The sequence below is a fragment of the uncultured Roseovarius sp. genome (assembly GCF_913057115.1).
In the GTDB taxonomy this organism is placed as follows: domain Bacteria; phylum Pseudomonadota; class Alphaproteobacteria; order Rhodobacterales; family Rhodobacteraceae; genus Roseovarius.
Map to the genome: position 1 here is coordinate 1 of NZ_CAJXNN010000046.1, position 24,770 is coordinate 24,770.

The window sequence follows — 24,770 nt, forward strand, 5'->3', positions numbered from 1 at the left end:
ATCCTCGGGCGTGTCATTCACCAGATCGGCGGCCGTTGGGCCCTCCTGGCTCATCCGCATGTCGAGCGGGCCGTCTTTCATAAAGGAAAATCCGCGCTCGGCCTGATCCAACTGCATCGAGGAGACACCCAGATCAAGCACCACGCCCTCCACGCCCTCGGCATGGTCATCCATGTTGGAAAAGGTATCGCGCACCAGCGTCAGGCGATTGCCGTATTCAGCACCCCAATTTTCGGCCATTTGCAAGGCCAGCGGATCCCGATCAATCCCGATAACGCGCTCCGCCCCGGCCTCAAGCAAGCCACGGGTATAGCCGCCCGCGCCAAGCGTTCCGTCAATCCAAACGCCCGACACAGGCGCGACAGCCTGCAACAAGGGGCGCAGCAAAACCGGGATATGCGGGTCAGTTTCGGGGGCTTTGGCAGCGGCAGCCATCCGTCACTCCCCTTTCGCCCCGTCCAGGAAGACCAATGGGTCGAAATCTTCGGGCAGTTCGTCCAGCCACTCTTCGGTCTTGGCCAGCTCTTCGGCCTCATAGGTCTCGGGCTTCCAGATCTGGAAGGTATCGCCCGCGGCGATAAAAAACGCCTCGCCCTCAAGGTCGATCTTCTGACGCAGCTTGGCAGGCAGCACCAGCCGCCCGGTTTCATCGACATTGGTGGGGTAGCTCTGGCCATGAAACAGCCGTTGCAGCATCTTACGTTCCATGGAGCCGCGCGGCAAAGCGTCGATCTTGTTGTCGACCTCTTCGATCGCTTCCATGGTGTAACATTCAAGGTAATTGCGGCGGTGATCGCCATAGACGATCACCAGCTCGGGCGCGTCGCCGGGGGTCCAGTTTGGATCGGAGGATTCGAGCACACGGCGAAAAGAGGCCGGGATCGAAACCCTGCCCTTCGTGTCCACCTTGTGGTGGCTCTCGCCTCTGAACCTGCGAACCACTGTCCCGTCCGCCCTTTTTGTTGGTGCCGGTGGGAATTCACCGGGCTTTAAACGAAACGACGGATTGAGCTGCTGCCACTGCCCAATCCGCCGCCCTCGTCCCGCCTAGCGGGTAGTCCAGCTGCGCGCGCCACCTGGGGGGATGTCTGCTCGCCCGCGCGCCGGATCTCTTTGTTTCGATGAAAGCGGGTGCCTGTATGAAACCTGACTTTGGGGATTTTGTTTCGGGGTCTTTTTAGCGCCCCTTTGTTCCCGTCCTCATCGTGGTAATAGGGATGCCATGGGAATTTATGGAAATCAATAACTTTTTGAGGGAAATAGGCACAACACTTTGTTTGAAACCCCCTCTGAAAACAAGATGATGTGGTCAGAACTGCAAATTTGACGCAGAACCTAGCGGAAGCTCTATATTTAAACACAACATATAGTGCGCCCATATTGGCTCAAAAATTTCCCACGATTTCCCGGATTTTTTGGAACCTTGCCCAAATATCTTTGAAAATTCACAGGTCTTGCGCCGGTGAATCACGAAAACACCCAGTGAATCAAGCAATGATTCGTCACAAAGCGCGCAGTGGGCAGCCGATTGGGCACCCTATCCCATGCATTCCCAAGGGTGCGTCCCATGGTTTCCCATGCCACGTCCCATGCCGTCCCAAAATTCTGGATAATTCAGCCGCCCTGCCCGTCCGACAGCCACTTATACATCACCCGCGCCTCGACCAGCCCCTCCTCGGGGTGGTTGAACGCGCCCGGCATCCGGCCAACCGTCTCAAAGCCCATCTGCTCCCACAGGGCGATCGCCCCGGCGTTGGTCTCGACCACAAGGTTGTACTGCATCGCCAGATAGCCCAGCTTCATGGCCTCATCCTGACTATGGGCGCACATCGCACGGGCAACCCCCTGCCCGCGCGCCGACGGGGCCACCATGTAGCCGCAGTTGCAGACATGCGCGCCGCCGCCCGCGTGATTGGTCTTGATATAATAGGTGCCAATGATCTGGCCATCGGCTTCGGCCACGTAACAGGCGCGCGGAATCTCCATCCACATCTCAAGCGCTCGGTCCCGGGTCATGCCGGGATCAATGGCATAGGTATCACCCGCGCGGATCACTTCGCGCAGAATAGGCCAGAGCGCCTCGGCGTCCTCTGGCCGTGCAGAACGGATTTCCACCCCTGTCGTGCTGCTCACTTGGCTCCCCCGGTGCCCTGCCGAGGTCGGATACTAGACCGATGCGCGGTCGCGAACAAGACGCACACGCGCGCATCGGTGTTTCACGCGTTAGCCGCGGACGACCATGACCGAGCATTTCGCATGCTCGGCGATCTTGCCGCCATTCGACGGCCAGACGTAATCCATCAGGTTGGGCATATGGCTTTGCATCACCACCAGATCAGCCCCGGTGTCGCCGATCGCCTTCATCAGGGCATCGTCCACATCGGTAGCCGGATCGTGGCTGACAACCGCATCCGCCGTGGCATTTATGCCATGCTTGCTACCCTGCTCATCGGCAAAAGCCTTCAGCTTCTGGCCATATTCCTCGGGGGTATGGCCCAAACTGCTGGGCGAGGGCGAGGTCACGCCCACGTAATGCACCTGAGCGCCATAGTGCTTGGCCAAATCGGCGCTGACCTGGAGCGCATGCTCCAGATCATCCAGATGGCGCAAATCAACCGGCGTCATGATCGTCTTGAACATTCTGTTCCCTCCTGTTGCGCGCGCCGCTTTTCCCTGCATCGGCCCATTGCCTCGGACCGCACCCGCGGGCGCCCGTTCCCGGGGGTCTGCGGCGGTTCCACAGGATGCCCCGTTGAATCCACGGTAACGCGGCCTTGCCCCGGAAATCAATCAACCGCGCCGCTTTTCACACAGCGCGCGACATGCCCCTACCCATTGCGCATGATACGCGCGGCGTGCAAAGCTGCTTTGATTGTCTGTTTTCATTATGTCACAGCCCATATGCCCATGTCCTTTTTGTCCCTCCGAGCGGTGCCACGACTGATACCCATCTTTGCGCTGTGCCTGCTTGCGGCCTGTGGAGGCGGTGTCACGCGCAGCTTCACCCCGGCCAACGACCCCGCGCCGCAATCTGCCACGCCCCCCGATAGCATTGGCCCGAAAACTGTCGTTCTGATGCTGGATGGCACCGGCAATGATCTCAACAGCGTCACCAACGTGGGCCGCTTGCATCAGTTGGTGACTTTGCAAAACCGCCGCGACCTCTCGGTCTTTTATACCTCGGGCGTGGGCGCCGACCGCACCGGCCCTCTGGGGCTGGCCACGGGCCTCGGCTTTCGCAAGGATGTTGAATCCGCCTATGGGTTTCTGTCGGATCATTTTGAACCGGGCACCGACAAGCTCCACCTCTACGGCTATTCGCGCGGGGCCTTTGCCGCCCGTGCCCTGGCGGGCTTCGTGCACAGCGTGGGCCTTCTGGACCTGTCGCAGTTCGACCAACCCAAGGGCGGCTATGATCCCGACCTCACCCGCCAAAGGCGCGAATTCCTCTCGGCCATGTTCACCGCCTACAAGTTCCCGCCCGGCCACCTGCGCCAAAGCGCCTGTGGCACCCAAGACCAACGCCTGATTGATATCTGCATGCGCCGGGCCGCGACGGCACAGGTGCGCGAACGCTGGAACGTGCCACTCCGCGCGCATCATTCCCAAGTTTCCTTTGACGTGGTCGGCCTCTGGGACACGGTCGAGGTTCTGGGCCTCTCCAACGGCAAGGATGACGCGAATTTCGTCAATCCGCGCTACTCCGATCAAATCTGCAACATGAAAAAAGTGCTGCACGCCGTGTCCCTCGATGACACCCGGGCAACCACCTATACCCCCGTGCTGATGACCCGAAACCGCATGACGCGCGATTGTGACAACCCGCGCGAACATCACTTCGACAAAGTCGATGAGGTCTGGTTCGCAGGTGCCCATGGCGATGTCGGGGGCAGCTATGCACAGGGCGCGCTTGGCGGTGTCTCGCTCAACTGGATGCTGCAAGAGACTAAAGACGCCGGCGTCGGGGGCAACCCGATCTACCCCAAAGGGGCCAAAGTCTATCAGCATCACCTGGATATCGTGCATGATACCGAGCGGATGAACCGCGGGTTTCAACTGATCTTCTTCCGCAACCTGCGCAACATCGCGGGCTACCTTGAGACATGCGCGCAAGACACCCCCGGAAGCCACTGCGGCAGCGCGGTCACCCACTTCCAAATCCACCCCAGCGCCGTGGCCCGCGCCAAGGCCGATGCGGTGATCTCCCCCAATCTGCGCCGCAACCCCTCGGGCAAGCCGCCCAATGTTCTGGAACAAACCAAACAAAACCTGTGGGAATGCATCAAAGCCCTGCCGGGGCAGACAGAAAACTGCCCGCCCCTCAAGATCTGGAAACCCGATTAGGCGTTCACATCCACCACGACCCGGCCCTTGACCTGACCTTTGAGGATGTCACGGCCCAGCCCCGGAAGGTCCGAAAGGCTCGCAGGCTGCACCATGGCCTCCAGCTTGTCCATCGGCAGGTCCTTGGCGATCCGCTCCCACGCGCGAAGGCGGTTGTCATGGGGTTGCATCACGCTGTCGATGCCCAAAAGGTTCACACCACGCAGGATAAATGGCGTAATGAGCGCGCCCTCGATGGCCGCACCCCCGGCAAGGCCGATGGCCGCCACCGACCCGCCATAGCGCATCTGCTTCAGGACCCGGCCCAGCATCGCGCCTGCCACCGCATCCACACAGCCACCCCAGCGTTCGGCCTCCAGCGGCTTCTTGGTCACCTCGGTCAGCTCATCCCGCGCCACGATCTCGGTGGCCCCCAAACCGCGCAGGTACTCTTCCTGCTCGGGGCGCCCTGTCACGGCGGCCACCTCATGGCCCAGATTGGCCAAGATCGCCGTCGCGACCGAGCCCACGCCACCAGCGGCCCCGGTGACCAAAATGGGGCCTTCCTTGATCCCCTGATCTTCCAGCGCCATCACCGCCAGCATTGCGGTAAAGCCTGCGGTGCCCACGGCCATGGCCTGCCGGGTGTCCAGGCCTTCGGGCAGTGGCACAAGGAAATCGGCGGGCACCCGCGCCTTCTGCGCATAACCGCCCCAGCGGTTCTCGCCCACGCGCCAACCGGTCAACACGACCTTGTCGCCGGGCTTGTAGCGGTCATCGTCACTGGCCTCGACGGTCCCTGCAAAATCAATCCCCGGCACATGCGGATAGTTGCGCACCAAACCGCCCCCCGGCCCGATGCACAGGCCATCCTTGTAGTTCACCGTGGAATAGTCCACCGCCACCAAAACCTCGCCCTCGGGCAAATCGTTTTCGGAAATCTCCGTCACAGCGGCAGATGTCTTGCCGCTCTCCTCGTCCTTCTCGACGACCAACGCCTTGAACATATCGCTCTCCTTCTCAACCGACAGGACCAGCCCCCTGTCTTCTTCTGTTTCCAAATATCCCGGGGAGCGCGAGGGGCTGGCCCCTCGCTCCCACCACCTGCGGCCCGTGATCAGGCCCAGAATGTTTCGTGTACGATGGCCTTGCGCGGCCCATCCGGGGTGACGACCTCCACTTCGTCGCCCTCGTCCCAATGGGTCAGTTTGACCATGCCGATGGCCACATTGGTCTTGTGATCCGGGCTCCATGCGGCGGAACTCACCCGCCCCACCTTGCGGCCCTTTTCCGACAGAACCGGCCACCAGTCATTGCAAACCGGCACCGCGTCACCCTCGATCTCCAGCGCGCGGATTTGCTGCACCGGGCCTTCCTTGGCCACCCGCAGCAAGGCATCACGCCCGACACAACCAATCGCAGTATGCGTGTTGCAGAACCGGCCCAGCCCGCATTCATGCGGGGTGTTGTCGTCGGTCATGTCGTTGCCATAAGACAGCAACCCGCCCTCGATCCGCTCGATCAGATTGGGACAGCCCGCATGCACATCCAGATCGCGGCCCGCCTCCATCAGGGCGTTCCACAGGTCCATGCCGATGTCGCCGCCCTCAACGTAAATCTCGAAGCCCCCCTGCTTGGAATAGCCCGAGCGCGCCACAACCATATCCCGGCCCTGAAAATCGAAATGGCCAAAGCGGAAAAAGCGGACGTCATTCACCGCATCGCCAAAGACCCGCGCCATCAGGGCGTCGGATTTGGGGCCCTGCACCGCCAAGGGGCTCACGTCTGGCTCATCCACCAGCACGTCCAGCCGCCAACCATGCGCCGTGGCCCGCACCCAATACAGAAGGTCACTGTCGGCAATGGAAATCCACCAACGATCCTCGGCCAGTTTCACCGCCACCGGATCGTTCAGCATGCCCCCGGTTTCATCGACGATCGGCACATAAAAACACTGCCCCGGCGTCATGCCGCGCAAATCGCGCGGGGTCATCATCTGCATCAGGCGGGCAGCATCGGGCCCGCGCAGTTCCACCTGCCGCTCACAGGAGACATCCCAGACCTGCACCGCCTCTTTGAGGTGGTGATAATCCTCCTCGACGCTGCGGAAGACCGTGGGCAAAAGCATGTGGTTATAGACCGTATAGGCCTTGACGCCCGCCGCCTCCACACCTTCGGAAAAGGGCGTGCGCCGCAACCGGCGCGACAGGGACAGGAAAGGTGCGTTCATGCGTCATCCTCCGGCATGAGAAACAGGTCGCTTACCGGCGCCTCGATCTTGGATTTCGTGAGCATCGCGTGCACCTGCCCGCGATGATGGGTTTGGTGGTTGAAGAAATGGGTGACGCAACGCGCCACCGGGCTTGTCGCCTCCCGCCCCAAGCTGGCCGAATGGAACCGCAATTCCCCGGTCAGATCGACCGCGTGCAGCCGCTTGGCCCAGCGCGTGATCAGGCCATCGCAGGCAAACCGCTCTGCATCCCAGACGCCGAAGGTGGGGCACAGCTCTGTGCTGGCCTCGATCCCGCCCTCGGGTGCGGCTTGCAGGTCAGGCGCAAAGCGGCTCATCCACAAACGATCCGCCCAAAGGATATGGTTGAGTGTGCCAAGGACCGAACCGAAAAAAGCCCCGTGATCGGCGCGCAGCACATCCAGCGGCACGCCGTCCAGGCTTTCGGACAATTGCCGGTTCTGCCACGCGTTATAGCGCGCCATCATCCGCACATAGCCCGGCTCGATCACCATCAGCGGGGGCCTTTCCAATCGATCTGGCAGATCTCCGCGCTGCGCCCGTCGAAATCCCAGACCCGGCCAAAGGCACGCACCCGGCCTTGGGTGGCCGTGGCCACGGTGATATCCGGCCCCATCCAGTATTCGGTGTTGGTCACAACGATATCCTCGCCGTTCTTGCCTTCCACCGGCACAACGGCGCCCTGGATCTTCTTGCCCACCATCAGGCGGCGCTCCTTGCCTTCGGTCTCAAAGACCACCGGCGCGCGTTCTGCGCCCAGAAACTCGCTGACCAGCATGCCGAACAGGCCCGTGGTGCCGCGTGCGGCGCCGCTGAAGATATTGACCAGCGCTTCGTATTGCGCGTCATCGCTGCGTTCGTCGATAAAGGCCGCCGCTTTCCAGTTGCCGCGCCCCATGTTGCCAGGGATTTCAAGGAATAGCCCCACGTTCAGCCCCGAAAGGTCCGCGTCGCCATAATGCCCCTCGTCAATCCGGATGCCCGACCACGCCTGACAATAGCCTTCCGTCGGCGGGTGCTTGCCAAGGCTGACAACGCAGGGGCAAAAGACCGTGCAGTTACAGTTGAGGATCAACTCACCCTTGATCCCCCAAGGCACGGTGCCCACCGGCTGCGCCTCGCCCTTTTCCAATGTTTGTGTTCCTTCGGCCATGTCAGCCTCCCTTTCTTGTCGTCTTCTCTTGTCTCAAGTCACAGCGCCCAGCGCCATCGCCCCTGCCCCGGCCAAAAGCGCATAGCCCAAGGGCCGCGTCAGCCACCGGCCCAGATCGGGCAGTTTTTCGATCACCATGATCACCGTCGCCAGCCCCATGAAGGCGATGTTCATCACACCGCCGACGAAGGCCAACAGCATCAGCGCCCAGCAACAGCCAAGGCAAACCGCGCCCAAGCGAAGGCCATTGCGCCAAGGCCCTTCCTCCCAGTGCTGCATGAAAAATGTCAGCGGTGCGCGGCACTTGGACAGGCAGGCCTCTTTCATCTCGCTGAACTGGTAAAGACCCGCCATGGCCAGCAACCCCGCCGACAAAAGCCCCGAACGGCTATCGCCGAAGGCACTGACAAGCCCGGCTTGATAAAACCCCATCTGCAGCGCCGCCGCAAAAACCGAAAACCCCAGCCAAATCGCCATGTACCCGCCCACCAAAGCGCCAAAGCGCGTCTGGCCGGTGTGTGACAGCTCATCATAGGTGGCGAAGGCGGGCAGCGCCGTGGGCGCCATCATCGCCGCCGACATCAGCGCCCACATCAAGGTGATCCGTGCAAAGCCTGCGGCATCCGGGGTGACGGTGCAGAGGCTTGCCAGAAAATCAGCGCCGTAAATCCGCCCCGCCGCGCGCAGCTCCTCGGGCAAGGCCATGGCATAGAGCAGCCCCCACGCCAGCAGGATCGCGCCAAAAAGCGACAGCCAATGCCACCCGGTCATGCGTCTGATCCGCGCTGCAATCATGCCGCCCTCCCTGATGCGACTCGCCCCGTTTGCGCAATTGTCAGACATTTAATGCCCCCTTGCAAGCCAATTGTCCGACAATTAAAACATAACCATGAAAATCGACACAGACCCCAAGGCCGACCTCTCGGCGCAAATCGCCAAATCCATCCGCGATGCGATCATCAACGGCGATATGATCGTCGATGAACGTCTGCCTTCCGAGGCTGAACTGTCGGATCAATTCGATGTCTCCCGCTCGACCGTGCGCGAGGCGCTGAAACGGCTGGCCGCCCAATCGCTCATTCGCACGCAGCGCGGGGCCTCCGGCGGGGCCTTCGTGCGCCGCCTGTCTTATGAGGAAGCCTACGGCCAGCATATCACCACCTCCACCCTTCTTCTGTCGATGAACGCCGTCAGCTTCGAGACCGCCTGCGAGGCGCGATATGCGCTTGAACGCGCCTGCGCGCCGATGGCCTGCGAACGGCGCAACCCCGATCATCTGGCCACCATGCGCGCAGAGACTCACCGGCAATCGCAACCGGGGCTCAGCGACGAGTCGTTCTGCGCCTCCGACGTGGCGCTGCACCGCGCGCTTGTCGATGCCGCCCACAATCCGGTACTCAGCTACCAATTGGCAGGTGCTGTCGAGGCGATGCAACCCTTGATGAACATGATCACCTTCACCGCCCGCTCGCGCGAGGAAATCGTCGGCATCCACAGCCGCCTGACCGACGCGGTCGAGGCGCAAGATGCCGCCAAGGCCGATCATGCCCTGCACGCGCTTGAGGCCTACACCCTGCACCTTGGCCGCGATGTCATGGCCGCGCGTGCGCAAAAATCAGGCGACTAATTCAATCACCTGCATCTGCCGTCGGTTTGGTTTTTGGAAATAAGTGAAAGTCGTGCTACTTTCCTTAGGGTTAACCAACAGGAGAGACGGGATGACCTTCAAAACGATTCTCACCGCCGCCGCCCTGACCATGGCCTCCGCCGCTGGCGCTTTTGCCATGTGCGCAGACAAAGAACACGCCATGTCCTGCGGCGAAGGCATGACCTATGACGCCGACAGCCATAGCTGCGTGCCGCAAACCACAAGCTAAAGCGTTCGACCCAAAACCTGAATCACAGCTTTGGGCCGAACGCAGTACAACATATGAATGTTGCACGCGCCCTGCCTCTATGTGATGTGTCAGGTTAAAGGCAGGACGCTTTAAATTCCGAACCCGGCTTTCGGGCCGGGTTTAGACATTTCTTCACCCTTCCCCGCCTATGCTGCGCTTAATACCGCCAGCAAGGGGATGGGATGACCGAACAGACGCAAATCGCCCGGCTTTCGCCGCCCTCGCACAGCGCGGCGCGCCTGACGCGCCGTCAGAAGGCTGCCATTATCGTGCGCTTCCTGCTGAGTGAAGGTGCCGATGTGCCGCTTACCGAATTACCGGAACCCCTACAGGAATCACTGACCACGCAGATGGGGTCGATGCGATACGTCGATCGCAACACACTGGCGGAGGTGGTCGGCGAGTTCGCAGGTGAGCTTGAGGCCATGGGCCTGACCTTTCCCAATGGCGTGGCTGGGGCGCTTTCGGCGCTCGATGGGCGGATCAGCCCGCAAACCGCCGCCCGCCTGAAGAAAGAGGCCGGCGTGCGCCAATTCGGCGACCCGTGGGAACAGGTACGCACCGCCAAGCCCGAAGACCTTTTGACCATCCTGCAACGCGAAAGCACCGAGATTGCGGCGGTCATGCTGTCCAAGCTCGATGTCGCCCGCGCCGCCGAACTACTCGGCAAACTGCCCGGCGACACCGCGCGCCGCATCACCTATGCCGTGTCACAAACCGAGGCGGTCACCCCCGACGCCGTCGATCGCATCGGCCTTGCCTTGGCCGCGCAACTGCACGACGTGCCCGATACGGCCTTTGCCGACGGGCCGGTGCAACGGGTGGGAGAAATCCTCAACTACTCCCCGGCCGCCACCCGTGACGAGGTTCTGACCGGTCTTGAAGAAACCGACGAGGACTTCGCGCGGCTGGTGCGCAAGGCAATTTTCACCTTCGTACATATCCCCGACCGGGTGAACCCGGTGGATGTTCCCAAACTCGCCCGCGAGGTGGATCAGGCGGTGCTGGTCACCGCCTTGGCCTCGGCCTCGGCTGGCGATCTCGCCCCGGCGGCCGATTTCATCCTCGACAACATGTCGAAACGCATGGCCGAAGCCCTGCGCGAGGAGATGGGCGAACTGGGCGCCGTCAAACCCCGCGACGGGGAAGAGGCGATGACCCAAGTGGTCAACGCCATCCGACAGTTGGAAGCCGCCGGTGAGATCACATTGATCACCCCCGATGAGGACGAAGAATCCTGAATTCGGATCGCATCGCGAAGAAGGCCGCAAGGCCTGATAAGCGGCACGCCTAACCTGCGAACACTGCTTGGATCGTACGAGTCGTACGATGACCGTGGCATATGGCTGGATTTTCGTACGAAAACCGCCATCTCTTCGTACGACTCGTACGAAAATCCGCGAAAGGCCTAGCCCATGACCAATAGCCCCCTAACGCTTGACGATTTCTCAGAAACACACAGCGATTGGGAGATGGTCTCGGATCAGGTGATGGGCGGCGTATCGGATGGAACACTGGCGCATGAGGCGCTGCGCGGGCGCATGGCCCTGCGCCTGACCGGCCTTGTAAGTACCGAGAATAACGGTGGTTTTTTGCAAATGGCGCGGGATCTTGGTGAAGGCCAAGGCATGGATGCCAGCGGCTATACCGGCCTTGAACTCGATGTCTTGGGCAATGGCGAGGTTTACAACATCCACCTGCGCACCGCGGATGTCACCCGGCCTTGGCAATCCTACCGCGCCAGCTTCACCGCGCCGTCAGACTGGACCACCCTTAAACTGCCCTTTAAGGATTTCGAGGCCCATAGAATTACATCACCTTTGGACCTCAAATCATTGAGAAGAATAGGAATTGTGGCAATCGGAAAGGCATTTACCGCTGATGTCGCGGTGGCTGATTTGCGGCTTTATCCCTGACCCTCTGGACAGGCCCTGACCTTCCCGCCTAGTCTTTCCGCATGACTTACCCCAATGGAAAACGCTGGCACGACATGGGCGGCACCCCCGCCGGCCCGGTGTGCCAGGATGATCACGATTTCGCGCTTTGGGAAAAGCGCGTCGATGCCCTCATGGTGCTCTGCGGCAACACGGGGCTGTTCACCGTCGATGGGTTGCGCCGCGCGCTCGAGGACATGGGCGAAGAGGCGTTTGAAACCATGAGCTACTACGAACGCTGGATCGCGGCCATCAACCAAAACCTATTGGAATCAGGCACCTACAGCATAGAAGAGCTTGGCGCACGAATGGAGGAGGTCGCCCGCCGTGGCCCCACCTACGGCGAGGCGCAGGATGGCTGACCGGGTACGCGTCAAGACGATGATGCCACCGGGGCATGTGCGGACCCCTACCTATTTGCGCGGAAAAGAAGGGGTGATCGAACGCACGCTTGGCCGCTTCAAGAACCCAGAACAACTGGCCTATGGCCTGCCCGCAGATGAAAAACCGCTCTACCGCGTGCGCTTTACCATGGGTGAGGTTTGGGGCGATCAGGCCGAATGCCCAACCGATACCTTGGACGCCGAGATTTACGCACACTGGCTGGAAAGGCTGTAACGACATGCCACATGATCACCTCAGCCCCTCGGGCCACCCCTATCGCAAGGATGATGATCACCCGCTAACCTATTGGCAAACAATGGAAATCGCCGTTCGTGAATTGCTTGTCGAAAAGGGCGTCCTGACCCCGGCCCAGATCACCGCGCAGATAGAGACGATGGATGCCCGTAGTCCCGCCAACGGCGCCGCCGTGGTGGCCCGGGCTTGGGTTGATCCGGACTTCAAGGCGCGGCTTTTGCAGGATGCCTCTGCCGCCAGCCGCGAAATGGGATTTGACATCGGGCCACTACACCTCATCGCAGTCGAAAATACCAAGGAAATTCATAATCTTATCGTCTGTACTTTATGCTCTTGCTACCCGCGCAACCTGCTTGGCCTGCCGCCCGATTGGTACAAGACCCGCGCCTATCGTTCGCGCGCTGTTCGCGAGCCGCGCAAAGTGCTTGAAGAATTTGGCCTATCTCTCTCCAAAGAAACACAAATTCGAGTTCACGACAGCACCGCCGACATGCGCTATATCGTGCTGCCTGCGCGCCCCGACGGCACCGACAACCTAAGCGAGGCCGATCTTGCCGCGCTTGTCACCCGCGACTCGATGATCGGAACCGGCCTGCCCAAGCAGCCCTGACAGGCTTGTACGCCGCCCCCACGCGGCGTATGTCACCTCCAAAGCAAGCAATCCTAGGCCCTCAATGAGCGACCCAAGCCAGACCGAGCGCATCCCGCTGCGCGAACGCCTGACCGGCGCGGCGCTATATGCACCGATCCGGCTGTCGCGTGCCTTGCCCTATCGCTGGCGCATTCCTGCGGCGGGCTGGCTGACCTCGCGTGTTCTTGCGCCACTGGCCGGATACAACAAGCGTGTGCGTCAGAACCTGGCCTATGCCTGCCCCGAGATCGACAAACAGCAGGCAAAGCGCCTGAGCCTTGAGGTCACCAACAACGCAGGCCGCAACATGATGGAGCTTTACAGCCCGGAATTCCGCGAACACGTGCGCCAGACGCCTGTCGAAGGCCCAGGCCTGCCGTTGATCGAAAAGGCCCGTGCTGAAGGCCGGCCAATCCTGTTTGTCACAGGGCATTTCGGGTCGATCAACGCGACCCGCGTGGCAATGATCGAAATGGGCTTTCCCATGGGGGTCTTCTATCGGCCGATGGTCAACCGCCCGTTCAACGCGCATTACGTCGAGGCCATGGCCCGGATCAGCGAACCCCTCTATGAACAAGGCCGCCGCGGAATGCTGCAAATGGTCAAGCGCCTGCGCTCCGGTGGCAGTGTCGGTATCCTGACCGATCTCAACGCCCATGACGGTGTGCCGCTCGAATTTTTCGGGAAGCCTGCCCTCACCTCGCTTGCCACGGCGGAAATGGCCTTGAAATACAACACGCCGCTGGTACCAGTCTGGGCCATTCGCGAGGCCAATGGTCTGGATTTTCGGATCATCGTGGAAGATGAAATTCCCGCGACCGATGCTGCCACCATGACGCGTGAATTCAACGCGCGGCTGGAGGCGATGATCCGGCAGCATATGGGACAATGGTTCTGGATACACCGCCGATGGAAGGATGGCATCGGCCCATTGGCCGACCGGGGCGCGCGTCATTTGGCCGTGCTTGAAGGCACAACCGAGGATTAAAGCGGCCAGATCAAGGGAATAATGGCACTGGCCAAGAGCCCGACGCTAAGGTTGAGCGGGATACCCACCTTCATGAAATCGGTGAAACGGTAGCCCCCAGGGCCATAGACCAAGGTGTTTGTCTGGTAGCCGATCGGCGTGGCAAAGCTGGCGCTTGCGGCCACCATGACCGCGACCACCAAGGGGCGCGCGTCGATTCCCATGGCATCGGCCAAACCGATGGCAATCGGCGTCACGACAACCGCTACGGCGTTGTTGCTGACCAGTTCGGTCAAAACCGAGGTCAGAAGATACATGGTCCAGATCACCAAGACCCCCGGCAAGAGCATCAAGACCGGCGCGATCCAACCCACGATAAGGCGCACCGCTCCCGAGGCCTCAAGCGCCGCTCCCACCGCCAGCATTGCGAAAATCAGCGCCAGCAATCTCCCTTCGATGAAGGAAAACGCCTCGTCGGCGTCGATACAGCGGGTTATCAAGACAGCCGCGACAGCGATCACCGCCAAGGCCAGGATCGGGGCCACGCCGAGGGCCGCCAGGATCACGATCCCAGCCAAAGACGCCAGCGCCAATGGGGCATGTCCGCGCCGGAACGCCCGCGCCGAAGGCTGAGAGACATCGACAAGATCCATGTCACGGGACAGGCGTTGGATATCTTCGGGCGCGCCCTCCAACAGCAGGGTGTCTCCGACCCGCACGACAAGATCGTCCAACTGCCGGCCGATATTCTGGTTCCGGCGGTGCACGGCCAGCGGATAGACGCCATAGCGCCGCCGGAGGCGCAATTGACCAAGCGATTTGGCCACCATTTTGCAGCCTGGGGTAATCAGCACTTCAACCGTCGTCGTTTCGACCGCTGAGACCTGGTCAACACGCTTCAGGCTTTTGTTGCGTTGCAGGCTGAGCAGTTCGGTCATCTGCGTCCGCAGCACGACCCGATCACCGACCTGAAGGGTCACCCCCTTGAGATTGCGCCGCAGCGAGGTATCGCCGCGCACCACGTCGATCAGGCGCACGCCATCGCGTTTAAACAATTGAACGCCTGTTACCTCGCGCCCGATGAGGTTGGATTCCGGTGGGATCACCGCCTCGGTGAAGAATTTCATTTTCGAGCGATCCGACAGCATGTCTGCCATGCTCTCGCGGTCCGGAAGAAGATAAGGTGCGATAAAGTATAGATAAATCATGCCCCACGCGACAAGCACCACAGCAAGCGGTGTCACCTCGAAAATCGTGAAAGGCTCCAACCCCTTAGATCGCGCCACGCCATCCACAAGCAGGTTCGTGGATGTTCCGATCAGCGTGAGCGTTCCCCCCAAGATCGCGCCATAGCTCAACGGGATCAGTAATTTGCTGGCGGTGATGCCAAGTGTGCGCGCCAATTGCACGAAAACCGGGATCATCACCACAACCACGGGCGTATTGTTCATGAAGGCCGAACCGATGACGACAAACCCCATCAGCATCGCAATCGCAACCCTAGGGTTCACCTTCGCCTGTTGGTCGGCCAGCGTGGTAAAGGCATCCAGGGCTCCGGTGCGTACAAGCGCGCCCATGACAATGAACAGCCCCGCAATTGTCCAGGGGGCCGGGTTGGAGAGCACATTGAGCGCTGCTTCATAGGGTAAAACCCCAAGCGCCAGCAGGACGGCCGCGCCGGAAATCGCCACAACTTCGGTCGGGTAGACCTCGCGGATGAACAAGATAAACATGCCCAAGACCACAAGTAACGTAATCACCGCCTGACCGGTTTGTGAAAGCTCCAGAAATTGCATCACGTCTGCTCGTTACTTTGGTCTTCTGCGTCATTGTTGCCCAAGGCTGGGATAGGGGCAAGCGGCATTGGCCGCCGGGGCTGTACCAAGAATATGCCGAACAACATTGCCCCCAAAGCCGCCCAAACCGTAGGCGGGTAGCGTTCCTGCAAAAGCCAAATGGACCAAGCCACGCCAAATCCCGTGACCAGATAAGCCACCTGCGCGGCGAAGACCGCGCCCCCCTGTCCGATCAACCAGACATAGCTGGTATAAACCACGGCATGGATCACCGCCGAAATGAGCAAGGCCCAGTCCGGTGCCCCCCAAGGGCCACGCGGGTCAATCCATTGGCCAAGCGCCAGCGCGAGGATCAGGGAAATCGGCACCCCCAGAAGAGAGGCTGCTGCAAGGATTTGGATCGGGTCCATTCCGAAGGTCCCCCATCGGGCGACCACATTGCCCTCGACCGCGTAGAAAAACGGCGCGATCAGGGCCACAGGGATGAATGCAGCAAGCGCGGCATCCGGCAGGCTGGTTTTAGGTGCGGCGATCAGGATAACACAGAGAAGGCCGAAACCGAGGCCAAGACACCGCACCCAGTCAAAACGGTCTGTGCCAAGCAGGACGGCAATGGGAAAGGCCATGAGCGGCACGGTGGACAACAGGATCGCAAGGATACCACCCGGCAGGTATACCGCCGCCGTGTAGGAGGCCGCCCCCGGCAGGATCGTGCCCAACAGGGCGACGATCAGGCACAGCCGCCATTGTGGCGCGGTTCTTGGTAGCGCCATGCCCCGCATCCAAGCAATGCCCTGCAAAAGGACAGCAGAAACAAGAAGTTGCCAGAAAATCAGACCAAACTGCCGATAGCCTTCACTGACCGCGATTTTCGACAAGGGCGTGGTCAGGCCCCAGCCCGCGCCGACCAGCAGCAAAACGCCGATAAGCGCCAGCCGCCCTGTCACGGGCTTGCCGCCTCAAGCCGTCCGCCTTGGCGGATCATCTTGACCGTGGTGGCCTTGCCGCTGCGGTCATCGGTTTCAACGAACAGCCCCGACAGGGTGACATCGCCCATGGCGGGTTGAAAACGGCCTTTGGCCATGCCGGTGATAAAGCGGCGCATGGGTTCGGCGCGCTCCATTCCGATGATCGAGTTGTAATCTCCGCACATCCCCGCATCGGTGAGGTACGCAGTGCCGCCAGGCAGGATTTGCGCATCGCAGGTGGGCACGTGGGTATGGGTGCCGACCACCACACTGGCGCGGCCATCGCAGAAATGGCCCATGGCCATCTTCTCGCTGGTGGCTTCGCAGTGGACGTCGACAAGGCTGGCTTGTACCGCGCCGCCCAAGGGGTGAGCACGCAAAACCGCGTCCATGGCCGAGAAGGGATCGTCAAAACAGCGCTTCATGAAAACCTGCCCAAGCACTTGAGTTACAAGCACTTTTCGCCCCCGCGCGTCCGAGAACACCCGCGCGCCACGGCCCGGAGCCTCCTTGGCGTAATTCAGGGGCCGGACCAAGCGCGGTTCGGACTCGATGGATTGCAACATGTCCTTTTGGTCAAAGGCGTGATCGCCAAGGGTGACCACATCGGCGCCCGCCTCGAAGAAGCCCTTGGCATGCGCGCCGGTGAGGCCCATGCCGCCCGAGGCGTTCTCGCCATTGACCACGACAAAGTCCAAACGCCAGTCTTTTCGCAGGGTTGCGAGGTTTTCTGTAATCGCACGACGGCCCGCGCGGCCCACGACATCGCCTAGAAATAAAAGTCTCATGAATTGTTGTTAGGGGCGCAGGGGGCCGAGGGCAAGATGCAATGGGATTTCCGTACGAGTCGTACGACGAACCCCCGGTTTTCGTACGAAACTCGGCGGATCCGGCGGCGCCTTCGTACGAGTCGTACGAAAATTGTACGGATTGCACAGTCTGTACGTGGGTTTTGTACAGAAATCCGGGGGTGGCCGAGGCGGGATGTACAGACTGTACAGAAGGCCGCGCCGTTGGGGGGGCGACCGGTGGCGCAAGGTGGTGTTAACGGGTTTGTGGGAGGGTTGGTGGTGTGGGGATGGGTGAGGTGGATTTTGGGAGGGGTGTGGTTTGCGAGAGGACGAAGCGGCAGCTTGAACCGTGTGTTCTTAAGCTGACTTGAGACGAACGATTGCAACACGAATAAAGGTGCAAATTCGGCATCCTTGATAATGGGGAAATGACGATGCCCTAGCAGATCCCAAAGGTCCCAAGACTTGAAAAGAGACCATGGCAACGCTGTGAAAGGAAAGAGGTTCTAAGCGGTGTCAGACCTCATATATTCAGCGGTCATTCACTTGCTTTACTCTGTTGGCCGCGTCCAACAATTGATGTGTAACTTGATTTATTTCATCTTTTGTGGACCCAAGGAAAGTTTGGACCCCAAATGCCTGACAAACCAAGTCCATCAAATGCACACTTGGAATGACACTGCGTTCGGACGGATTTTCAGTTTGCTCGCCAAGCACGAACTCGTAAAAACTATCTGCGCCAAAGCCTTCAGGAACCGCTCCTTCAGCGTTCAAGCAAAGCGGCAAACCGTAGAACTTCATTCTTGTTAAAATGATCTCCGCATCAATAAATGGCGCTAGGTGCCAAATTCCACTTAAGATAATCTTCCCGTGAATGCGTCGCTTTGATGTTCCATTTTTGTCGAGCAAGCGATCAAATTGATTAAGAACAGCGACCAAAATTTGGAACAATTGGTTCAGGTCAACGATTTTTCCATCAGTCACTTTAGATGTTTCGAGGAGTTCATAGAAAAAATCTGTATTTTGATATTTAGCGAATTCTTGAACGAATGGCTCTTTCCCGTTTGTGGCGTGGACGTTTAAAGGAATCCAAACCTCGCTGCGCAAACCTTTACCGATTATCCACGTTAGACCGAAATCAGCATGGTTCGTAAGACTACTGGTCTGACGTGCAACGATACCGCGATGAGAAGGGTAACAAGAGTCAACTGGGATACCAAGACCGTTATTACTATCATTAAATACGCCCATCACATCATTAACCGAAAGCTGCCAAAAATCTTCTTCCAGCTGGCAAATGTCTGCGTCGAGGAGCAGTCTTAAGTAAGGTCTCTCAGCCTCGCCCCTTGTTCTTTCAGGTGCCCGCTTAATCCAGTCTGCATATTCGCTATCAATTTTTTCTCTACGTCGCCACAAAACATCTAGCTGATGCCGATCAGACTCTGGCTTCGGCTCTGAACTATCAGCAACCCGTCTGTAGATGCATCCATTGGAATGAATATGAGGGGCAAGATAACTGATTGGAACACGTATACAGATTACTACCCTGTCCTCGGGTAGATTGATGCCTTCCGCTGGCCCGGAAAAAACTTTAGTTTCAAAGTGAGGTATTGGATTGAGATTGCTGGCAACACTTTGTCTAATTTTCTGAAGAGCAGCATCCATCTCGCTCTTTGGAATTCCAACGAACTGGCCAGCTGAATTGTCACCATTGCCCTTTTCGTGAACTCCGTAAAAAACCCAACCACCATAAGTATTAGCAAAAGAAGAGACAGACTTTGCAATGGTCTTTGGATTGCTCACTTCACTCTTATACTCAACGTACCAACCTTCATTGACTGTTCTAAGATTTTCGAGATCACGGGTGCAAAGTTCAGGGAACTGTTTTTGCAGAAAGGGTGTATATTCTTCCATCCAGATGTTTGACCTCTTTGGGCTCAAGTGACTTAGGCTTCAATCTAAACGTGTTCACAATTTCTGCAATCACCGATACCTCTTTAAGACCCCCGCGCGGAATCAAGGCGCGGAGCGCCGCCGCGCATCGCCGGGCCGCCCCCCGGCACGGCGATTGGGTTGGGCTGGGTGCGTCGATTTGAGGTTACGCGCCAGTGGTTGGGATAAAGTTCTATAGACCACGGGTTGCATCGCCGTACCGCGGCCCGTCGAGGCGCGGCTTGGGGCGTCACACTTGAGGTGACGATTGGGATGGGTGCTTAAGTTGGAGGTGACGCGCCAGCTTCTTGGACAAAGTGCCATAGACCACGCGTGGGATCGCCGTACCGCGGCCCACCTCTCGGCGATTGCAACAATCGCCTGCCGGTCAGTGGGCGCGGCTTGGGGCGTGGTGCGCAGTGAATGCGCACCCTACGGGGTGGTTCGACGGTATGCGCGGCTTGGGGCGTGTTGCGCGACACAGCGAGGCGGGCCCAAACCTATGGAGAGGAGGTGCGACCGGCCGTTGAATGGCGATGCGCGCCGACGAGGTTTCTGGATTTGGCGGTATCTGTCGCGGTCAAAAGCAGGTCGGTCACTTGGGTGTAAATTGACTGAAGCTGCGGCACATGTACGGCGCTGAGGCTGAATTGCAATTCCTTGTCAAACCGCATCCAGAACCAAAAGGTGCACTTGGAGGGCGCCGATTGTTTCGAAGCTGAACAGCGACCGTGGCCAATTGGCCTGTTTGTGTGGTCATAGACTGCATAAAGGTCGCGTGGGTTCCCATAAAGGTCCACCGAGCCGCATTTGGGAGGGAAGAAATACTTGCTTGGGGGGCGGTGGGGGTCGGTGCCATAGGTCTCGCCCATCTGACGCACCTCGGCATCCGTTGGTTTGCGCAAACGGAACACACCGGGGCCAATCTCGGCGGCTTTTCGGCAGTTGAAATTCGCCTTCAAATCATGCTGCGATGAAAAGGTAAGATCGGCGCGGCCTTCGAACTTTCCCGTGCCATAGCGGAGGATGCGGGAGGCGACGGAGACCCTCAGATTGTCGGTCAGTGATCCTTCATAGGGGTCTTGGACGAACTCGAACTCCGGAAGCCCGACGATGAATGAGAACTGTGTATTATAAGGGTAGTCGGGATTGTCTTTCTTCTGCTGTTCGGTCCGGTCCTCATCCATGGTGTGAAACCAAAGGCCCGCCGGAAGGCGCAGAACCCAGTGCTGATCATCGGAAGTGCCATCCTTTCGGTCTTGGCCAGAGTTGATCAGGCGATATTCCGTTGTCCCATCTGGGTGTCTGATGGGGGGATGGAGCTGTGGGTTCGGATCGTGCAAGGGCCAGAGCATCCAGAGTATGCCGATAACCATCACGCAGCCAACAAGCAAAACCCTACGCCGCATATCGTGCCCTTTTGTTTTGCCCCGTTAGGGCACTTTCACATAGGGCGGCGAGACCGCCCTGAAGATATCTATTGGAAAGACACAGGGTGTTGCAACTATAAGGTGTGGGAGGGCTTTGCGAAAAAAGTTATTTGTCGTTGCTAGCTCATCTGATGAGGTGTCTCGCCCCTGCCCCTAGACCAGCCGCGAGGTCTCCAGCGCCGCGCGCACGAAATCGGCAAACAGGGGATGCGGGTCGAAGGGTTTGGATTTGAGTTCGGGGTGGAACTGCACGCCGATGAACCACGGGTGATCGGACCATTCGACGATTTCCGGCAAGCGGCCATCGGGGGACATGCCCGAGAAGGTGAGGCCCACCTCCTCCAGCTTTTCGCGATAGGTCACGTCCACCTCGTAGCGGTGGCGGTGGCGTTCGTCGATTGCGGTGGTGCCGTAAACCTGCGCCACGCGGGAGCCTTCCTTGAGCGTCGCGTCATAGGCCCCTAGGCGCATGGTGCCGCCTTTGTCATCCGAGACCTTGCGCTTGACCTTCTCGTTGCCCTGCACCCACTCTTTCAGGTGGTAAACCACCGGGGTAAAACGCTTTTTCCCGGATTCATGGTCAAACTCTTCGGAGCCTGCATCCTTGAGCCCGGCGAGATTGCGGGCCGCTTCGATCACCGCCATTTGCATGCCGAGGCAGATGCCAAGGTAGGGAATCTTACGCTCACGGGCGAATTGGGCGGCCTTGATCTTGCCTTCGGTGCCGCGTTCGCCGAAGCCGCCGGGCACGAGGATGGCGTGGAAACCTTCAAGATGCGGCGCGGGGTCTTCTTTATCGAAAATCTCGGCATCGACCCATTCGACGCGGACCTTGGCGCGGTTGGCCATGCCGCCGTGAGTCAGCGCCTCCTTGATCGACTTATAGGCATCCTCAAGCTGGGTGTATTTGCCGACGATGGCGATTTTTACCTCGCCGTCGGTGTTGTGGATACGGTCATAGACGTCTTGCCAAACGGTGAGGTCGGGCTTGGGCGCGGGGGAGATGTTGAAGGCATCGAGCACCGCCTGATCCAGCCCTTCGCGGTGATAGGCGAGCGGGGCCTCGTAGATCGAGCCGAGGTCATAGGCGGCGGTGACGGCTTCTTTGCGGACGTTGCAGAAGAGCGCGATTTTCTCGCGTTCCTTTTCCGGGATCGGCTGTTCGGAGCGGCAGACGAGGATATCGGGGGCGATGCCGATGGATTGGAGTTCCTTGACCGAGTGTTGGGTGGGTTTGGTTTTCAGCTCACCGCTGGCGGCCAGATAGGGCAGCAGGGTCAGGTGCATGAAGATGCATTGGCCGCGCGGGCGGTCATGGCTGAACTGTCGGATCGCCTCGAAGAAGGGCAGGCCCTCGATGTCGCCCACGGTGCCGCCGATTTCGCAAAGCATGAAATCGACCTCATCCTCGCCGATGGCCAGGAACTCCTTGATCTGATTGGTGACGTGGGGGACCACTTGGATCGTTTTGCCAAGGTAATCGCCGCGGCGTTCTTTTTCCAGAACGTCGGAATAGATGCGGCCGGAGCTGACCGAGTCGGTCATTCGGGCGGGGACGCCGGTGAAGCGTTCGTAGTGGCCAAGGTCAAGGTCGGTTTCGGCGCCATCGTCGGTGACGAAGACCTCACCATGTTCAAAGGGCGACATGGTGCCGGGATCGACGTTGAGATAGGGGTCGAGTTTGCGCAGGCGGACCGAGAAACCGCGCGCTTGCAGGAGCGCACCAAGGGCGGCCGAGGCAAGGCCTTTGCCGAGGGATGAAACAACGCCGCCGGTGATAAAGATATAACGTGCCATGCGCCTGGCATCCCCCCGTGAAATTGAGCGTGACATGAGCCCGAACCGGCCTTTTTTGGCCGCAGCATCACGGGACTCAAGATATAAAGGATTCGCGCGCCATGCGCAAGCCAACCGCAAGATGCTGTTGCGGTTAAAGAATTGCCCTCAAGGCATTGTGGTTAGTCGGCGGTGGGCGTCAGTGGGGCCGTATCATCCGACGAGGGCGGCAGGAGACCTTCGCCCGCGTCAGGCAAGGCCGGGGCCGCTTCGGACGCCGGGGCCGGCGCATCGGTGATGCGGTCCAACACCGAAGACCCGGAGGATTTTTGTGCCGCGATGATGGTGAGCGTCATCGAGGTCGCGATGAAGGCAATGGCCAAGATCCATGTGAGCTTGCCCAGTGCGGTGGCCGCCGAGCGGCCCGCCATGGCGCCGCCACCGCCGCCACCGCCACCCATGCCAAGGCCACCACCTTCGGAGCGCTGCAAAAGCACCACGCCAATCAGGGCGAGGGCCAGAAGAAGGTGAATGATCAGGACGACGTTTTCCATGTAAGCGGCCTTTGTCGAGCGGGTTGCATCAAGGGGCTACTTAGGCAATTCGCGCGCGCCCCGCAACCCGGCAATCGCGATCAGCGGACAACGCGCCGCAGACCGCCGTCGCCGCCCTACTGGGTAAAGCGCCGGCGCTTGTCTTGGTACATCCGGGAATCGGCGCAAGATAGCAGCGCCTGACGCCCCTGCCCGTCGCGCGGACACAAGGCACAGCCAAGGCTGGCCACTTGGGTCAATGGGCCGTCGGGCAAGAGGAAGGGGGCGGCAAAGCACTGGCGCAGGGCCGCCATGGTTTGCTGGACCACAAGGGCGTCCTTGGGGGCGCGCAGGATAAGGGCGAATTCATCCCCGCCGATCCGGGCCAGAAGGTCATGCGGCCCACGGGCCGCCGTCAGCCGCTGGGCCACTTGCACCAAAAGGGCATCCCCCACGGCATGGCCGCGATCATCGTTGATCTGTTTGAAGCCGTCCAAATCGAGGAAAACCAGGGCAAATCCTTCGCCCTTGCGGTGATAGCGGCGCAGGCAGGCGTTCAGATGCTCGTCAAAGGCGCTGCGGTTAGCGATGTCGGTCAGCGGGTCTTGGTAAGCCTGCCGATGCAGCGTGGTCAGGGTATCTTCGTCAATCTGCATGGGGCGGATATCGGAGATGAAATGCGACGGCTTGCCTTGGCGATCAAGGACCAAGCGCACGCCCAGTTCGGCCCAAAGAGGGTGCCCGTCGGCGTGCCAGTAGCGTTTGAGCATGGAATAGCTGCCCATGCCGCGCGCGAACAACCCTTCAAGACGGGCCTCGTCGCGCAGCAGGTCATCGGCATGGGTGATGTGTTGAAAGCGCATGCGCCGCAGGTTTTCGGGCGTGAACCCCAGAAAGCCAGACAGCGCATTGTTGACGCTGAGGAACTGGCCCTCAAGGCCAACAAGCGCGCGGGCCTGCCCATCTTTCATATCGTCATGTAATACCTGGTTCATACTCAACGGCCCTAAAGACGGCGCGGGCGGCATTGGTAAGGATTGCTCAATAAGTCTTAAAAAATGGTTAACGACCGGGCCGGGGGGCGCTATGCGGCGGGGGCACCCATGTCAGGTTGGAATTGCCCGCAAGCCCAAGGCAACAGCCATGGCCGTCAGCAAAGCAAGGCTATTCATCAACGTCGTCCATATCCGCCTGCCCCGACAGGCGTCGGCGGACATGCGACCATGACAGGCCGATACCCAGTACAAGCGACAGCGCGGCCAGCCCGATCCATGTGTTCTGCGTCGGGTTTTCGAAAGTCAAAAGCCCGTAGTCATACAGCACCCACAAAAGCGCCGCCGCCACGGCCAGCACCAGCCCCATACCGAAAGCGCCAATGGAGCGCAGCGTGGCACGCAGGTAGATGATATAGCCCACCGCCAGCAGCAGCCCCAAAAGCACCGCCAGCGGCATTTGATCCGAGAAATTCGCTTGCGCCCAGCGGGTGTAGTTCCAGTCGGTAGGGTTGAAGGTGGCGGCCAGAAGGCCAAAACCCACCGCCCAGCGCAAGATAAACCCAAGCATCGCGTGCCTCCGCGTCAAACAAAACCCAAGGCTTTGCATCGCCCAAAGCCACCCGCTTGTCCAGCTTGCCGCAGGGGCGAGTTTGCGGTTTCCCCCACCTGCTGCATTCGCTATACGGTGCCGGGTTTTGACCCGCAGCATCATGCAAGAGGATCATCATGGCAAACGTCGTCGTCGTGGGCGCC

27 protein-coding genes are annotated in these 24,770 nt (G+C 59.8%); 9 read left to right on the top strand and 18 right to left on the bottom strand.

What is annotated here, in order from left to right:
- The 4 genes from mraW to QZ498_RS15075 all read right to left on the bottom strand — a co-directional run.
- The coding region (mraW, locus tag QZ498_RS15060; protein WP_294623692.1) for a 16S rRNA (cytosine(1402)-N(4))-methyltransferase at positions 1-435 on the bottom strand (435 nt) is incomplete at its 3' end.
- 3 nt (positions 436-438) lie between these two features.
- Positions 439-942: a division/cell wall cluster transcriptional repressor MraZ gene (mraZ, locus tag QZ498_RS15065; protein ID WP_294623694.1), complete on the bottom strand. Its 504-nt coding sequence runs from the start codon at positions 940-942 to the stop codon at positions 439-441.
- 672 nt (positions 943-1,614) lie between these two features.
- Positions 1,615-2,133, bottom strand: coding sequence for an N-acetyltransferase (locus QZ498_RS15070; RefSeq protein WP_294623696.1), 519 nt, complete (start codon positions 2,131-2,133; stop codon positions 1,615-1,617).
- 90 nt (positions 2,134-2,223) lie between these two features.
- Complete coding sequence (locus QZ498_RS15075; RefSeq protein ID WP_294623698.1) at positions 2,224-2,640, bottom strand: universal stress protein; 417 nt, start codon at positions 2,638-2,640, stop codon at positions 2,224-2,226.
- A gap of 267 nt (positions 2,641-2,907) precedes the next feature.
- Here QZ498_RS15075 and QZ498_RS15080 point away from each other — a divergent pair, with 267 nt between their 5' ends.
- Complete coding sequence (locus QZ498_RS15080; RefSeq protein WP_294623700.1) at positions 2,908-4,344, top strand: DUF2235 domain-containing protein; 1,437 nt, start codon at positions 2,908-2,910, stop codon at positions 4,342-4,344.
- Here QZ498_RS15080 and acuI read toward each other — a convergent pair.
- From acuI to QZ498_RS15105, 5 genes are all read right to left on the bottom strand, one after another.
- Positions 4,341-5,330: an acryloyl-CoA reductase gene (gene acuI / locus QZ498_RS15085; RefSeq protein WP_294623702.1), complete on the bottom strand. Its 990-nt coding sequence runs from the start codon at positions 5,328-5,330 to the stop codon at positions 4,341-4,343. The genes QZ498_RS15080 and acuI overlap by 4 nt on opposite strands.
- 110 nt (positions 5,331-5,440) lie before the next feature.
- Positions 5,441-6,553 (bottom strand): dimethylsulfoniopropionate demethylase, encoded by a 1,113-nt coding sequence (locus QZ498_RS15090; protein WP_294623704.1) that lies wholly within the window; start codon positions 6,551-6,553, stop codon positions 5,441-5,443.
- A complete protein-coding gene (locus tag QZ498_RS15095; protein ID WP_294623706.1) occupies positions 6,550-7,068 on the bottom strand; it encodes a DinB family protein in 519 nt (172 codons plus the stop codon). The genes QZ498_RS15090 and QZ498_RS15095 overlap by 4 nt, the downstream gene beginning before the upstream one ends.
- Entirely contained in the window at positions 7,068-7,727 is a 660-nt protein-coding gene (locus tag QZ498_RS15100; RefSeq protein ID WP_294623708.1) for a DUF1326 domain-containing protein, read from the bottom strand. The genes QZ498_RS15095 and QZ498_RS15100 overlap by 1 nt, the downstream gene beginning before the upstream one ends.
- Positions 7,728-7,760: 33 nt before the next feature.
- Positions 7,761-8,522 (bottom strand): DUF2182 domain-containing protein, encoded by a 762-nt coding sequence (locus QZ498_RS15105; protein ID WP_294623710.1) that lies wholly within the window; start codon positions 8,520-8,522, stop codon positions 7,761-7,763.
- A 94-nt stretch (positions 8,523-8,616) separates the two neighbouring features.
- Here QZ498_RS15105 and QZ498_RS15110 point away from each other — a divergent pair, with 94 nt between their 5' ends.
- From QZ498_RS15110 to QZ498_RS15145, 8 genes are all read left to right on the top strand, one after another.
- Entirely contained in the window at positions 8,617-9,354 is a 738-nt protein-coding gene (locus tag QZ498_RS15110; RefSeq protein ID WP_294623712.1) for a FadR/GntR family transcriptional regulator, read from the top strand.
- A 91-nt stretch (positions 9,355-9,445) separates the two neighbouring features.
- On the top strand, positions 9,446-9,604 hold the full coding sequence (locus tag QZ498_RS15115; protein WP_294623714.1) for an adenylosuccinate lyase: 159 nt from the start codon (positions 9,446-9,448) through the stop codon (positions 9,602-9,604).
- A gap of 203 nt (positions 9,605-9,807) precedes the next feature.
- On the top strand, positions 9,808-10,866 hold the full coding sequence (locus QZ498_RS15120) for a FliG C-terminal domain-containing protein (RefSeq protein ID WP_294623716.1): 1,059 nt from the start codon (positions 9,808-9,810) through the stop codon (positions 10,864-10,866).
- Between the two features lie 174 nt (positions 10,867-11,040).
- On the top strand, positions 11,041-11,541 hold the full coding sequence (locus QZ498_RS15125) for a CIA30 family protein (RefSeq protein WP_294623718.1): 501 nt from the start codon (positions 11,041-11,043) through the stop codon (positions 11,539-11,541).
- A 41-nt stretch (positions 11,542-11,582) separates the two neighbouring features.
- The gene (locus QZ498_RS15130) at positions 11,583-11,921 is read left to right on the top strand and encodes an SH3-like domain-containing protein (RefSeq protein ID WP_294623720.1); all 339 of its coding nucleotides are present in this window, start codon (positions 11,583-11,585) and stop codon (positions 11,919-11,921) included.
- Positions 11,914-12,177, top strand: coding sequence for an SH3-like domain-containing protein (locus QZ498_RS15135; protein ID WP_294623723.1), 264 nt, complete (start codon positions 11,914-11,916; stop codon positions 12,175-12,177). Before QZ498_RS15130 ends, QZ498_RS15135 begins: the two co-directional genes overlap by 8 nt.
- Before the next feature lie 4 nt (positions 12,178-12,181).
- On the top strand, positions 12,182-12,808 hold the full coding sequence (gene nthA / locus QZ498_RS15140; protein WP_294623725.1) for a nitrile hydratase subunit alpha: 627 nt from the start codon (positions 12,182-12,184) through the stop codon (positions 12,806-12,808).
- Positions 12,809-12,872: 64 nt separating this feature from the next.
- Positions 12,873-13,817 carry a lysophospholipid acyltransferase family protein gene (locus tag QZ498_RS15145; RefSeq protein ID WP_294623727.1) on the top strand — a complete coding sequence of 315 codons (945 nt, stop codon included), beginning with the start codon at positions 12,873-12,875 and terminating at the stop codon, positions 13,815-13,817.
- Here QZ498_RS15145 and QZ498_RS15150 read toward each other — a convergent pair.
- From QZ498_RS15150 to QZ498_RS15190, 9 genes are all read right to left on the bottom strand, one after another.
- The gene (locus QZ498_RS15150) at positions 13,814-15,592 is read right to left on the bottom strand and encodes an SLC13 family permease (RefSeq protein ID WP_294623729.1); all 1,779 of its coding nucleotides are present in this window, start codon (positions 15,590-15,592) and stop codon (positions 13,814-13,816) included. The genes QZ498_RS15145 and QZ498_RS15150 overlap by 4 nt on opposite strands.
- Positions 15,592-16,539: a DMT family transporter gene (locus tag QZ498_RS15155; protein ID WP_294623731.1), complete on the bottom strand. Its 948-nt coding sequence runs from the start codon at positions 16,537-16,539 to the stop codon at positions 15,592-15,594. Before QZ498_RS15155 ends, QZ498_RS15150 begins: the two co-directional genes overlap by 1 nt.
- On the bottom strand, positions 16,536-17,348 hold the full coding sequence (locus tag QZ498_RS15160; protein WP_294623733.1) for a TIGR00282 family metallophosphoesterase: 813 nt from the start codon (positions 17,346-17,348) through the stop codon (positions 16,536-16,538). The genes QZ498_RS15155 and QZ498_RS15160 overlap by 4 nt, the downstream gene beginning before the upstream one ends.
- Positions 17,349-17,882: 534 nt before the next feature.
- Positions 17,883-19,265, bottom strand: coding sequence for a helix-turn-helix domain-containing protein (locus QZ498_RS15165; protein ID WP_294623735.1), 1,383 nt, complete (start codon positions 19,263-19,265; stop codon positions 17,883-17,885).
- Positions 19,266-19,783: 518 nt separating this feature from the next.
- Entirely contained in the window at positions 19,784-20,692 is a 909-nt protein-coding gene (locus tag QZ498_RS15170) for a hypothetical protein (RefSeq protein WP_294623737.1), read from the bottom strand.
- Between the two features lie 174 nt (positions 20,693-20,866).
- Positions 20,867-22,510: a CTP synthase gene (locus QZ498_RS15175; RefSeq protein WP_294623739.1), complete on the bottom strand. Its 1,644-nt coding sequence runs from the start codon at positions 22,508-22,510 to the stop codon at positions 20,867-20,869.
- 161 nt (positions 22,511-22,671) lie between these two features.
- The gene (secG, locus tag QZ498_RS15180) at positions 22,672-23,043 is read right to left on the bottom strand and encodes a preprotein translocase subunit SecG (RefSeq protein WP_294623741.1); all 372 of its coding nucleotides are present in this window, start codon (positions 23,041-23,043) and stop codon (positions 22,672-22,674) included.
- Positions 23,044-23,159: 116 nt separating this feature from the next.
- Positions 23,160-24,017, bottom strand: a complete 858-nt coding sequence (locus QZ498_RS15185; RefSeq protein WP_294623743.1) for a sensor domain-containing diguanylate cyclase — start codon at positions 24,015-24,017, stop codon at positions 23,160-23,162.
- A gap of 169 nt (positions 24,018-24,186) precedes the next feature.
- Positions 24,187-24,585 carry a DUF6524 family protein gene (locus QZ498_RS15190; protein WP_294623745.1) on the bottom strand — a complete coding sequence of 133 codons (399 nt, stop codon included), beginning with the start codon at positions 24,583-24,585 and terminating at the stop codon, positions 24,187-24,189.
- Positions 24,586-24,770: the final 185 nt, after the last annotated feature.

Coding starts and splice junctions, on each gene's coding strand:
- QZ498_RS15090 (WP_294623704.1), bottom strand. CDS start 6,553: ATGAACGCACCTTTCCTGTCCCTGTCGCGCCGGTTGCGGCGCACGCCC.
- QZ498_RS15165 (WP_294623735.1), bottom strand. CDS start 19,265: ATGGAAGAATATACACCCTTTCTGCAAAAACAGTTCCCTGAACTTTGC.
- QZ498_RS15100 (WP_294623708.1), bottom strand. CDS start 7,727: ATGGCCGAAGGAACACAAACATTGGAAAAGGGCGAGGCGCAGCCGGTG.
- QZ498_RS15115 (WP_294623714.1), top strand. CDS start 9,446: ATGACCTTCAAAACGATTCTCACCGCCGCCGCCCTGACCATGGCCTCC.
- acuI (WP_294623702.1), bottom strand. CDS start 5,330: ATGTTCAAGGCGTTGGTCGTCGAGAAGGACGAGGAGAGCGGCAAGACA.
- QZ498_RS15150 (WP_294623729.1), bottom strand. CDS start 15,592: ATGCAATTTCTGGAGCTTTCACAAACCGGTCAGGCGGTGATTACGTTA.
- QZ498_RS15175 (WP_294623739.1), bottom strand. CDS start 22,510: ATGGCACGTTATATCTTTATCACCGGCGGCGTTGTTTCATCCCTCGGC.
- QZ498_RS15105 (WP_294623710.1), bottom strand. CDS start 8,522: ATGATTGCAGCGCGGATCAGACGCATGACCGGGTGGCATTGGCTGTCG.
- QZ498_RS15095 (WP_294623706.1), bottom strand. CDS start 7,068: ATGGTGATCGAGCCGGGCTATGTGCGGATGATGGCGCGCTATAACGCG.
- QZ498_RS15125 (WP_294623718.1), top strand. CDS start 11,041: ATGACCAATAGCCCCCTAACGCTTGACGATTTCTCAGAAACACACAGC.
- QZ498_RS15130 (WP_294623720.1), top strand. CDS start 11,583: ATGACTTACCCCAATGGAAAACGCTGGCACGACATGGGCGGCACCCCC.
- QZ498_RS15075 (WP_294623698.1), bottom strand. CDS start 2,640: ATGTTCAAGACGATCATGACGCCGGTTGATTTGCGCCATCTGGATGAT.
- secG (WP_294623741.1), bottom strand. CDS start 23,043: ATGGAAAACGTCGTCCTGATCATTCACCTTCTTCTGGCCCTCGCCCTG.
- QZ498_RS15190 (WP_294623745.1), bottom strand. CDS start 24,585: ATGCTTGGGTTTATCTTGCGCTGGGCGGTGGGTTTTGGCCTTCTGGCC.
- QZ498_RS15160 (WP_294623733.1), bottom strand. CDS start 17,348: ATGAGACTTTTATTTCTAGGCGATGTCGTGGGCCGCGCGGGCCGTCGT.
- QZ498_RS15185 (WP_294623743.1), bottom strand. CDS start 24,017: ATGAACCAGGTATTACATGACGATATGAAAGATGGGCAGGCCCGCGCG.
- nthA (WP_294623725.1), top strand. CDS start 12,182: ATGCCACATGATCACCTCAGCCCCTCGGGCCACCCCTATCGCAAGGAT.
- QZ498_RS15170 (WP_294623737.1), bottom strand. CDS start 20,692: ATGCGGCGTAGGGTTTTGCTTGTTGGCTGCGTGATGGTTATCGGCATA.
- QZ498_RS15145 (WP_294623727.1), top strand. CDS start 12,873: ATGAGCGACCCAAGCCAGACCGAGCGCATCCCGCTGCGCGAACGCCTG.
- QZ498_RS15080 (WP_294623700.1), top strand. CDS start 2,908: ATGTCCTTTTTGTCCCTCCGAGCGGTGCCACGACTGATACCCATCTTT.
- QZ498_RS15110 (WP_294623712.1), top strand. CDS start 8,617: ATGAAAATCGACACAGACCCCAAGGCCGACCTCTCGGCGCAAATCGCC.
- QZ498_RS15120 (WP_294623716.1), top strand. CDS start 9,808: ATGACCGAACAGACGCAAATCGCCCGGCTTTCGCCGCCCTCGCACAGC.
- QZ498_RS15135 (WP_294623723.1), top strand. CDS start 11,914: ATGGCTGACCGGGTACGCGTCAAGACGATGATGCCACCGGGGCATGTG.